The organism is Nitrosophilus sp., from assembly GCF_982775275.1.
Genome location: NZ_CEXZHP010000034.1, coordinates 1 through 10866, shown reverse-complemented (window position 1 = coordinate 10866; position 10866 = coordinate 1). Strand labels below are relative to the sequence as shown.

13 protein-coding genes are annotated in these 10866 nt (G+C 30.0%); all 13 read left to right on the top strand.

Annotated elements, in window-relative coordinates; genetic code table 11:
* Nucleotides 1–297: cbb3-type cytochrome c oxidase subunit II (locus tag AC30RD_RS03090; RefSeq protein WP_489492751.1), on the top strand; the 297-nt coding region annotated here is incomplete at its 5' end.
* Nucleotides 298–299: 2 nt separating this feature from the next.
* A complete protein-coding gene (locus tag AC30RD_RS03085; RefSeq protein WP_489492750.1) occupies nt 300–515 on the top strand; it encodes a cytochrome c oxidase, cbb3-type, CcoQ subunit in 216 nt (71 codons plus the stop codon).
* Nucleotides 516–1367, top strand: a complete 852-nt coding sequence (locus AC30RD_RS03080) for a c-type cytochrome (RefSeq protein ID WP_489492749.1) — start codon at nt 516–518, stop codon at nt 1365–1367.
* A 10-nt stretch (nt 1368–1377) separates the two neighbouring features.
* Entirely contained in the window at nt 1378–1641 is a 264-nt protein-coding gene (locus AC30RD_RS03075) for a DUF4006 family protein (RefSeq protein ID WP_489492748.1), read from the top strand.
* Between the two features lie 110 nt (nt 1642–1751).
* Nucleotides 1752–2357 (top strand): TPM domain-containing protein, encoded by a 606-nt coding sequence (locus AC30RD_RS03070; RefSeq protein WP_489492747.1) that lies wholly within the window; start codon nt 1752–1754, stop codon nt 2355–2357.
* Complete coding sequence (locus AC30RD_RS03065; RefSeq protein WP_489492745.1) at nt 2350–2835, top strand: FixH family protein; 486 nt, start codon at nt 2350–2352, stop codon at nt 2833–2835. The genes AC30RD_RS03070 and AC30RD_RS03065 overlap by 8 nt, the downstream gene beginning before the upstream one ends.
* The gene (locus AC30RD_RS03060) at nt 2832–4625 is read left to right on the top strand and encodes a PD-(D/E)XK nuclease family protein (protein ID WP_489492744.1); all 1794 of its coding nucleotides are present in this window, start codon (nt 2832–2834) and stop codon (nt 4623–4625) included. The genes AC30RD_RS03065 and AC30RD_RS03060 overlap by 4 nt, the downstream gene beginning before the upstream one ends.
* Nucleotides 4626–4651: 26 nt before the next feature.
* A complete protein-coding gene (locus AC30RD_RS03055; RefSeq protein ID WP_489492743.1) occupies nt 4652–5167 on the top strand; it encodes a PD-(D/E)XK nuclease family protein in 516 nt (171 codons plus the stop codon).
* A 9-nt stretch (nt 5168–5176) separates the two neighbouring features.
* Nucleotides 5177–7891 (top strand): RecB-like helicase, encoded by a 2715-nt coding sequence (locus tag AC30RD_RS03050; RefSeq protein ID WP_489492742.1) that lies wholly within the window; start codon nt 5177–5179, stop codon nt 7889–7891.
* 88 nt (nt 7892–7979) lie between these two features.
* Nucleotides 7980–8399 (top strand): 50S ribosomal protein L13, encoded by a 420-nt coding sequence (gene rplM, locus AC30RD_RS03045; RefSeq protein WP_489492741.1) that lies wholly within the window; start codon nt 7980–7982, stop codon nt 8397–8399.
* 3 nt (nt 8400–8402) lie between these two features.
* Nucleotides 8403–8792 carry a 30S ribosomal protein S9 gene (rpsI, locus tag AC30RD_RS03040; RefSeq protein ID WP_489492740.1) on the top strand — a complete coding sequence of 130 codons (390 nt, stop codon included), beginning with the start codon at nt 8403–8405 and terminating at the stop codon, nt 8790–8792.
* A 44-nt stretch (nt 8793–8836) separates the two neighbouring features.
* A complete protein-coding gene (locus AC30RD_RS03035; protein WP_489492738.1) occupies nt 8837–9244 on the top strand; it encodes a rhodanese-like domain-containing protein in 408 nt (135 codons plus the stop codon).
* A 126-nt stretch (nt 9245–9370) separates the two neighbouring features.
* Nucleotides 9371–10866: peptide-binding protein (locus AC30RD_RS03030; RefSeq protein WP_489492736.1), on the top strand; the 1496-nt coding region annotated here is incomplete at its 3' end.

Genomic DNA, 10866 nt, shown 5'->3' with positions numbered 1-10866 from the left:
GGATCTATTATGCCGGCATATAAACATATGTTCACAAACGTTGCTGATCTAGAGACCGCTTATGCGGAAGCTTTAACAGTTAAAAAAGTATTTAACGTTCCTTATGATGTTGATATTGATGGAGATGGAAAAGTAGATGTTCCTCTTGGATCATTTGAAGAGGCTAAAAAAAGAGCTCTTGAGTATGCTTTAAAAGTTGCCAAAGAGACAAAAAGAGAAGATTTGGTTAATATGGTAAAAGAGGGTAAAGTCCCTGAGATAGTAGCGCTTATTGCATATCTAAATAGGCTGAAATAAGAATGGATTTAAGAGAGATACAAGGTTATCTATATTTCTTTTTCATAATTTTATTAACTTTTATACTTTATGGATATATAGTCCATCTGTATAGAAGTGAAAAGAAGGGGGAAAGGGATTATGAAAAATATGGAAAAATGGCTTTGGACGATGAGTTAACCTCCAAGCCGATTGAGCCTTTGGAAAATGATGATGCAAAAGAAAAAAAGGAGCAGTAAATGAATTGGTTAAGCGATAATGTAAACCAGTTGGCCTTACTTGGTGCTGCTGCCATTTTGATCTTAACGATCGGGGTTGCCGCTAAATATTTTAAAGATATTAAAGAGGGTAAGGCAGAAGGTGAGTTAAAAGAGGAAAACTGGGACGGAATTGGCGAATATAAAAATAACTCACCTATAGGATGGTCTTTAGCATTTGTAGGGACAATTATTTGGGGTGTATGGTATTGGTTGGTTGGATACCCGTTAAACGCGTATTCGCAAATTGGCGAATATAATGAAGAGGTTGCTGCGCATACCGCAAGATTTGAGAGCAAATGGGCAAATCCAACAAAAGAAGATCTTCTTGGTATGGGAGAGGGTGTATATCTTGTTCAATGTTCACCATGTCATGGAATTGACGCTACAGGAATTGAAGGAAAAGCTCAGGATTTGACAAAAAGACTTTTAAAAAATAGCGTTCTTGCCGTTATTGAGCAAGGCTCGGCTGCTCTTGGCGATAAAGTAATGGATGGCACAGGAAGATTTGGATATCAAATGGGAGAGATGCCTCCTGGTCTTGTTAGCGGCGATGATGCCGAGGCGGTTGCTGAGTATGTTGCAAATGGATTTAAAGGTAACGAAAAAGGTGCTCAAGTTTACGCTAATACATGCGCAAGTTGCCATGGGCCTGACGGAACCGGTATGGGTGGAATGGCTCCTAACCTAAAAGAGTATGATGATAAAATAATTCAAGCGGTTTTAGAGCATGGAAAACAATCTGTCATTGGAACTATGCCAAGTTTTAAAGGAAGATTGACAGCCGTTCAGCAAAAAGCCGTTGCTACATATATTCGTAGCTTAAGCGAATAAGGAGAGTGGTATGAACGAAAATAGATCGCTTTTTAGTTTACACGGATTAACAGGATATTTTATAGCTGTAGCCTTGCTACTATCTATACTTGCGTTTTTGACTACTGCGGCCATAAAAACGCAGAGCGCTACAGCTCATCAAGCATATGAGATAAAAAATCCTCAGGCAATAAAGATGTTTGGTTCTGATCTTGAAAATGAAAAGCAGGTTGTGATATATGGTTCACCTGTTGGGGGCGATACCCTTCATAAATACGAGTTTAAGCAAAAATAAGGAGCCGTCATGGTTGATAAATTGGAAGCTATTATTGGTTGGATGCTGCTAGGAATGGCAATAATTACTCTTTGGGCTGTTGCTACGCCTTTTCACGCATTTGTAGGCTAATGAAAAAAGTTTTAAAAATGGGGCTTTTTGCCCCAATTCTTCTTTTTTCTATCCTATCACAGCTTAACGCTTCGTTTATTTTAAAAAATGAGAATATTTTGCCAAAAAAAACTGCCGATAAAATAGAAGAGATGGGCTCAGAACTTCAAAAAAAGACTGGAGTTGGAGTATATTTAATAGCCGTTAAAGATTTAAACTCAACAGATATAATAGAGTATGAAAAAAATGTTTCAAAAAACTTAAAATCTCCTTTTATATTGCTTACTATATCATTAAATGATAAAAAAATAGATATTATTAATTCAAAAGAGTTAGATGATAAGTTTGATAAAGAGCAGATATTAAGCCCTTGGCCTTGGAGTGGGTCGATCTTGCCACTTTTAACGGCAAAAAGCAAAAATCCAAAAGCAAATGTTGAAGCCGCTCTTTTAAACGGATATGCTGATATTGTAGAGCAGATTGCATCTTCTTATAATGTTGAGCTAAAATCTGCTATAGGAAGCCAAAATAAAATAGTTTACGAAATATTAAAACTATTTTTTTATGGAATGCTTTTTATAATTTTTGTTAAATTTATCTATGGGAGAGTAAAAAAGAATGAGTAAAGTTGAGAAAAATTATTGGCCCCATTTTATTATCGCGCTTGTGCTATTTGCGGTTGTGCTTGGAGTTTGGACTATTAAAGCGGCAATGGACAATCCAGTAGAGCTTGATAACGCATATATGCTAAATTATCATATGGTTGACGAGGATATAAACGAGATCTTAAAAAGACAGCAAAACTTTGATAAAATTTATCAATTAGATCTTTTAACAAAAGATATAAATCTTGGCAAAAACGAGATTAAAATCTTGCTTAAAAATAAAAAAGGCAATTTGATAAAAAACGCTAAAATCGAGATTTTAGTAACAAGGCCCGATACTACAAAATATGATAAAAAAATTGAAGCGCATTATAATGATCCTTATTACGTTGCAGCTGTAGATCTAAATCTTGAGGGAAGATGGAATTTTGTTATAAAAACCAAAATCGATAAAGACGCGATAGGATTTAAAACATATAAACTCTCCACTTTAAAATGAAACTCATCGTTTTTCCTACATCAAGGGCTTTAAGATCTTATCAAGAAAATATCTTAAATAAAGACTCATTTTTACCAAAACTTTTAACCATAGAGGAGTTTGAAAAAAAGGCTATTTTTGTAAAAAATAGAGTTTTAGTTGATGAGGATACAAGGCTTATACTTCTAAAAAATGCCGCAAATTTTGAAGATTTTAAAAAACTTGGATTTAGCGAGGAGTTTTTCTCTTTTATTAAAAACAGTTCCTATTTTTTTAGATTTTTTGATGAACTCTCTTTAGAGGGAGTAAATATTAGTGAGCTCAAAAAATATGATGTTTACGAAGAGTTTTATGAACATTTGGAGATTTTGGAAAAATTATATGAAAGATATCTAAAAGAGTTAAATAAAAATCGATTTTACGATAAAACCATACTTCCCAAAATCTATGAAATAAACGAAAATTTTATAAGAGAGTTTGATAAGATTGAGATATATTTGGAAGGATTTTTAACAAGATTTGAGATAGAACTTTTTTTTAATATATCAAAGAAAAATTTGCTAAATGTCTATTTTAAAACAAATAGATACAATCTAAAAATGCAGGAAAGATTTTATGAGTATGGATTTGAGAAGTTTGAACAAGATTCCTATTATGAGCTTAATTTTTCAAAAAAAGTTGCAAAAAAAATAAAAGATCTTCCAAAAGATTTTGATATATCTTATCTTAGCGTATCTGATAGAATGCTTCAGATATTTTTTATAAAAAAGAAAATTTACGATTTTATAAAAAGCGGTATTAAGCCGGAAAATATCGCAATATTACTTCCAGATGAAAATTTTAAAGATAGTCTAAATCTATTTGATGAGATAAACAACCTAAATTTTGCGATGGGAATGGATTTTGAAAATAGTAGGTTTTTTAAAGGATTAAATCTCTTTTTAGAGATTTTATCAAAAGATCACATAAAATATCTTTATGAAACTAAAAGATTTGATATAAAAAATATATTGGATAAATGGTATGAAAAAAGGTTTGAAAAGATCAATTTTGAAACATTTGAAGAGTTAATTAGGGATTTTTATATTTTTATAGAAGAAAATCAAAAAGATATTGTCGAAGAGGAACTAAAGGATTTTAAATATATTTATCAATTTTTAGATCAATACAGTTTAAAAAAGAGGCTACAATTTTTTTTAAATAGATTAAAAAACAAAAAAATCGAAGATAGCGGCGGTGGAAAAATTACGGTTATTGGACCTCTTGAGAGTAGAGGTGTCTCATTTGACGGAGTAATAGTTGTTGATTTTAACGAAGATATTGTTCCAAAACCAAGTCAAAAAGATATCTTTTTAAACTCATATATAAGAAAAAAGAGCTCTTTGCCTACCAAGAAAGATAGAGAAAATTTGCAAAAATATTACTATTTTGAGCTTTTTAGAAATGCAAAAAAAGTTGCCATTTCCTTTGTTGAAAACGATACTCAATCAAAAAGTAGATTTTTAGAAGAGTTAGAGGTTAAAAAAGATAGTTTTTCAGAAGATGAGATAAAAAAGCTTTTTATAAAAGATTTTAATAAAAAATTTAAAGATGAAGAGATTGTTTTAGAGTATGATTTTAAGAGAGAAAAACTCTCTCCAAGTAGATTAAGAGATTTTTTGGAGTGCAAAAGAAGATATTTTTATAAATATATAAAAAAATTAAAGCCTTTTGAAATTCCATCAATAATGCCTATGGAAAATGAAATAGGCAACATACTTCATAAAATATTTTTTAAACTTATAAAAATAAAAATAGTTATCAAAATTTAGATAGATTAAAATCGGATTTTAAAAAATTGGCAACAAAAGAGATAGAGGATAAAAATCTATTTTTTAGACTAAATATAGATATATGGATAAAAAAGCTTGATCCTTTATTTGAAAATGAGATAAAAAGATTTGAAAACGGCTATAAAATCTATGCATTAGAGTTGGAGAGAGCGATTAATTATAAAGGATTTGTTTTATTTGGTAAAATCGATAGAATAGATTATAACGGCAAAAATTTCCAAATTATTGATTATAAAAGCTCAAAAATTGAAAATAAAATAGTCAAAGATTTAAAAAAAGTTTCAGATTTTCAGCTTGTCTTTTATTATCTTCTCTCAAAAAATTTAGGAGATATAGAGGGAGTTTATTATTATGATTTATATAGCGCTCAATTAAAAAAAGAGAATCAGCTAAATGAAAAAGTAGAGTATTTAACAAATATTTTAGATAGTTTAAATGAAAAAATCATAAATTTTGATAAATGCGATAATATAAACAATTGTCTATTTTGCCCCTATAAAATTATATGTAACAGATTTTAAAGGTCTTTGATGCAAAGATTGTTAGCTTATGAGGCCAGTGCCGGGACGGGAAAAACGTTTGCACTTGTGGTTAGATACTTAACTCTTCTTTTTTTAGATGTTAACCCCCAATCTATTTTAACTTTAACCTTTACAAACAAAAGCGCAAACGAGATGAGAGTTAGAATCGCAAATACCTTAAAAAATTTAAAAGATAGCGATGAGCTAGATTATATCGTTAAAAACAGCTCTTTATCTAAAGAGGAGATTTTAAAAAAGCAGCCAAAACTATATAAAAAATTTTTATCTTCAGATATTAAGATATCTACTATCGATAGTTTTTTTGCTTCAATTTTGAGAAAATTTGCAATGTATGCGCAAATAGATCCGGACTTTACCATATCTTCAAAAGAGGATATTCAAGAGACGTATCATAAATTTTTATATTTTTCCTTTCAATTAAATAAAGAAAAAAATCTTATCGAGCTTTCCCTTTTGCAAGAAAAAAGAGTAAAAGATATTTTTTCTCTTTTTGAGACTCTATATGAGAATATGGTTGATTATAAAATTGAAGCTGATTTTAGGGATTTTAGAAGGTATGAAAAAGAGGCAAAAAAATCTTTTTTAAAAATAAAAGATTTTATTTTACACTGTCCAAAAGCGTCAAATAGCGCAAAAAACGCCGTAAACAAAATCCAAAAAATTGATGATATATTAAAAGAGACCTGGTTTAAAAAAGAGTCTTTAAAGGAGTATGCATATTTTAAAAAATGTTTTGAAGATATTTTGGATAGCTATTTTTTTGATTTAAAAGCCGCTTTGAAATCTTATATCTTAATAAAAGAGGCTATATTTTTAGAAAATCTTTTTGAAATATATAAGATTTTTAAAAATAGCAAAAAAATATTAAAAAGAAAAAAAAACGCCCTAACTTTTAACGATATACAAAATTTTGCATACTATATCTTAAAAGAGAGAGTCGATAGGGATTTTTTATATTTTAGATTAGACTCAAAGATAGATCATCTTTTAATAGATGAATTTCAAGATACCTCTATAATCCAATATAAACTTTTAGAACCCTTTATAGAAGAGATAGTAGCCGGTAGCGGACAAAAAGAAAATAGAACTTTTTTTTACGTGGGCGATGTAAAACAGTCTATTTATAGATTTAGAGGAGGAGTAAAGGAGCTTTTTTATCATACCGCTAAGAAGTTTGGAGTTAATACGCAAGTTTTAAATATAAATTACAGAAGTGATAAAAATATAGTTGAATTTGTAAATAGAGTATTTGAGCCGGCCTATAAAGAGCTTTTTGGAAATTTTGCTATACAAAAAGCAAATAGCCAAAATGAAGGATATGTTGAGGTAAAAAGCTGCGAAGATATTTTAGAGGAGTTGGTTGATAGCGTAAAAGACTTTTTAAAAAAGGGAGTAAGTTTTGATGATATTGCGATTTTATGTTTTAAAAATGATGAGATTATAGAGGTTGAAAATATATTAAAAAATAGTATCGAAAATATTAGTATCGTAACCCAAAGCAGTTCAAAATTGATAAATCAAAAAGAGATAGTAGCGATAATTGAGTTTTTAAAATATATATATTTTAAAAAAGATATATTTAAAGAGGGATTTAAAAGTTTTTTTGAAATAGATGAGATAGATACTAAAAAATATGAAAATATAGAAGATGATCTTCCTTATCTTGTCAAAAAATTTTTAAAAGATTTTAATATCAATATCAATGAAAATATTTTGAGATTTTTGGAGGTTTTATCAAGATATAAAACTCTTGGGGATTTTATTTTTGAAAGTCACCTTATCGATGAAAATATCCCCGCAAAAAAGCAAAAAGGGGTTAAGATTTTAACTATTCATAAATCAAAAGGTTTAGAATTTAAAAATGTGATAGTTTTAGATAGGTTAAAAAGAGCAAAAGGGGATAGCTCTTTGTTGCTTTTTGATTTTGAAGGATTAGAGTGTAAAAGGGTTTTTTTTAAAAAAGAGGGCAAAGAAGTTATAGATGATGAGTATAAAAAGGCGCTTCTAAAAGAGAAACTCTACCAAAAAGAGGATCTCATAAACACTCTTTATGTGGCCTTTACAAGGGCAAAAAATTCCCTAACTATTTTAAAAAAGGATAAAAGCAGCGTGTTTGATATATTAAATCTTCAAGAAATAAAAATGGGAGAGATAAAGGTAGAAAAAAAAGAAAAAATTGAAAAAATAGAAAAAGATATAGATTTTTATGAAAAGTTTTACGGTCTTCAAAATAAAAAAACAAAAAATCAAAAAAATATAACTACCAAAGAGATAATGTTTGGTAACGCGCTTCATTATACGTTAGAGATGATGGATCTATTTGACAAAGACTCTTTAAAGGTTGCGATTTTTGCTTCAAAAAATAGATTTGGAAAATATCTTAATGAAAAAGATTTTTTAGATATAGAAAAAAGGGTATCAAATCTATTAAAAAATGATGATTTTCAACTTTTTATAAAAAATTCAAAACTCTATAAAGAGATAGCCCTTTCATATAAAAAAGAGATTAGACAAATCGATCTATTAATTGAAAAAAACCTTTTTAATATCGTAATAGATTATAAAAGTTCAAAAGAAAATATCAGCGAACATAAAAAGCAGATATCTTTATACAAAGAGGCGGTAGAAAAAATTACAAAAAAAGAGACTCAATCATTTTTATGTTATCTGCTTGAGGATAAAATAGAGATTATAAAAGTTTAGATAGCTTAAAAAAAACTAAATTTAAGCTGTTTTTAATAAAAAAATGAGTATCATCACACTCACTAAAAAGCTATAAAAGGTAGCAAAGATGAAATTTACAAGATCGATCAAACCAGAAGAGGTTAAAAGAGAGTGGATAGTAGTAGATGCCGAAGGTAAAACTTTTGGTAGAATTATCACACAAATCGCCACTTTACTTAGAGGAAAACATAAACCATACTATACGCCACATGTTGATTGCGGAGATTATGTTGTTGTTATAAACGCCTCAAAAGTAAACGTTAGCGGAAACAAACTTCAAAATAAGATGTATCATAGACATACCGGATATTTTGGTGGAGTTAAAAGCGAGAAGTTGGAGGATTTGCTAAAGAAAAATCCTGAAAAACTTTTTAAACTTGCAACTCGCGGTATGCTTCCAAAGACAAAACTTGGAAGAAAAATGCTAAAAAAACTAAAAGTATATGCCGGAAGTGAACATCCGCATACAGCTCAAGTAAAGGGATAATAGATGGCTAAAGTATATGCGACTGGAAAAAGAAAAACATCTGTAGCTAAAGTGTGGTTAAGCAATGGAAGCGGTAAAATTGTAGTAAACGGCATGAGCTTAGATGAGTGGCTTGGTGGACATGAGGCTATCAAAAAAAGAGTTAAGCTTCCTTTGGCGTTAACAAAAATGGAAGGTAGCGTAGATATAGTTGCTAAAACTCTTGGGGGCGGATATTCAGCTCAAGCAGACGCTCTAAAGCACGGCATTTCAAAAGCTTTGGTAGCATTTGATGAGACTCTTAGAGCCGTATTAAAACCACATGGACTTTTAACAAGAGATTCAAGAGTTGTAGAGAGAAAAAAATACGGAAAGCACAAAGCAAGAAGATCTCCACAATTCTCAAAAAGATAACATTTTTCGGGCTTTTGCCCGACTCCTTTTTACAAGGAAACTTTATGAAAAAATTTTTTCTTCTTTTACTACTTTTTTCAGGAATAGTCATGGCTCAATTGTTAGATCTATCACCAAGTGAAGTAGAGAATTTAAAAAAACAAAATGTTGTAATTATCGATATAAGAACCGCACCGGAATGGAAACAAACGGGTATTATAGAAGGAAGCAAATTAATCACTTTTTTTGATATGTATGGAAGATATGATATAGATAAATTTTTAAATGAGCTTTCAAAATATGTCCCTTCAAAAGAGACAAAATTTATACTCGTTTGCAGAACCGGAAGCAGGACAAAGACCGTTGGCGAATTTTTGGCAGATAGACTTGGATATAAAAATGTTATGCATCTAAAAGGCGGGATATACGCTTGGATTAGAGAAAATAGACCGGTGGTAAGTTATGGGGATTAGGAATTGGGGATTGGGAATTGGGAATTTGGAATTGGCGACATAAAAAAATAGATTCGGATAAATTTTTTATTTATAATGCATTCTAATTCCTAATTCCCAATCCCCAATTCCTATATTTCAAGGCTTATGATGAGAATTTTTATTATAATAACTTTTACAATTCTTTCGGTGTTTGCTTCAACTCTTCATCTCTCGATAAGTGCCAATCCAAGTAGAATAAATCCCATATTAGCCACAGATAGTGCAAGCGGTGAGATAGCAAGCTGGATATTTAACTCTTTGATAAAATATGATAAAAACGGAAAATTGGTAGGAGATCTTGCAAAAGATTATAAATTTTTAGACGATAAAACCCTGATTTTTAAACTAAGAGATAACGTATATTGGCATGATGGCGTTAAATTTAGTGCAAAAGATGTGCTTTTTACTTATAAAGTTATAACTTCAAAAAAAGTTTTTACTCCTTATGCTAGTGATTTTAGATATGTTAAAGATGTTAAAATTTTAGATGATTACACTATAAAAGTTACATATAAAAAACCCTATTTTAAAGCTTTGCATACATGGATGATCGGGGTTTTGCCAGAACATATTTTAAAAGATGAAAAAGATATTATGACAAGCAAATTCAATCAAAATCCAATAGGAACGGGGCCATATAGACTAAAGAAATTTAAAATTTCCGAAGATATAGTGCTTGTTGCCAATGAAAGATATTTTGAACATAAGCCGCATATAGAAAAAATCGTTTACCATTTTATTCCGGACCCTTCAACGCAATTTTTAATGCTAAAATCAAAAAAACTTGATGTGGGCTCTCTATCTCCTTTACAGTATGAAAGACAGATTGATGATGAGTTTAAAAATTATTATAAAATTATTGAGCAGATATCTCATGGATATACATATCTTGGGTTTAATCTTAGAAAAAAAAAGTTTCAAGATAAAAGAGTAAGAGAGGCATTAAGTTTAGCTATAGATAGAAAAGAGCTTGTAGATATCCTTTTTTTCTCTCACGGTAGAGTATGCACAGGCCCTTTTATGCCAAACAGTTTTGCTTTTAACGAAAAAGTAAAAGTTCCAAAAAAAGATCTAAAAAAGGCTAAAGAGCTGTTAAAAGAAGCGGGATATGATAAAAATAACCCTTTTGAATTTGAGATAGCAACAAACTCCAATAACTCAATAAGACTGTATGCAGCTCAAATATTGCAGCATCAGTTGTCTAAAATTGGCGTAAAAGTAAAAATAAAAGCTATGGAGTGGCAAGCTTTTTTAAACACGGTAGTTCATCCAAGAAACTTTGAAACTATACTTCTTGGATGGGGATTGGGGCTTACCCCCGATGCTTATCCTTTGTGGCATAGTAAGTCAGATAAACCCGGAGGATTCAATCTTGTTGGTTATCATAATAAAGAGGTTGATAAACTTATAGAAAGAGCTGAAAGCACGGTGGATATGAAAAAATTATCAAAAATTTATAAAAAGATATTTAAAATAATATCCGATGATCTTCCTTATCTTTTTTTATATATTCCCAACTCAATAACCGCTGTAAATAGAAAAATAAAAAATATAGAGCCTTCTATTATTGGAATATTTCATAATGAGATTGAGTGGATAAA

What these genes read in the sequence shown, in the direction of transcription:
- AC30RD_RS03075 (WP_489492748.1), top strand. Translation starts at nt 1,378, where the DNA reads ATGAACGAAAATAGATCGCTTTTTAGTTTACACGGATTAACAGGATAT.
- rpsI (WP_489492740.1), top strand. Translation starts at nt 8,403, where the DNA reads ATGGCTAAAGTATATGCGACTGGAAAAAGAAAAACATCTGTAGCTAAA.
- AC30RD_RS03070 (WP_489492747.1), top strand. Translation starts at nt 1,752, where the DNA reads ATGAAAAAAGTTTTAAAAATGGGGCTTTTTGCCCCAATTCTTCTTTTT.
- AC30RD_RS03065 (WP_489492745.1), top strand. Translation starts at nt 2,350, where the DNA reads ATGAGTAAAGTTGAGAAAAATTATTGGCCCCATTTTATTATCGCGCTT.
- AC30RD_RS03085 (WP_489492750.1), top strand. Translation starts at nt 300, where the DNA reads ATGGATTTAAGAGAGATACAAGGTTATCTATATTTCTTTTTCATAATT.
- AC30RD_RS03080 (WP_489492749.1), top strand. Translation starts at nt 516, where the DNA reads ATGAATTGGTTAAGCGATAATGTAAACCAGTTGGCCTTACTTGGTGCT.
- AC30RD_RS03060 (WP_489492744.1), top strand. Translation starts at nt 2,832, where the DNA reads ATGAAACTCATCGTTTTTCCTACATCAAGGGCTTTAAGATCTTATCAA.
- AC30RD_RS03050 (WP_489492742.1), top strand. Translation starts at nt 5,177, where the DNA reads ATGCAAAGATTGTTAGCTTATGAGGCCAGTGCCGGGACGGGAAAAACG.
- rplM (WP_489492741.1), top strand. Translation starts at nt 7,980, where the DNA reads ATGAAATTTACAAGATCGATCAAACCAGAAGAGGTTAAAAGAGAGTGG.
- AC30RD_RS03035 (WP_489492738.1), top strand. Translation starts at nt 8,837, where the DNA reads ATGAAAAAATTTTTTCTTCTTTTACTACTTTTTTCAGGAATAGTCATG.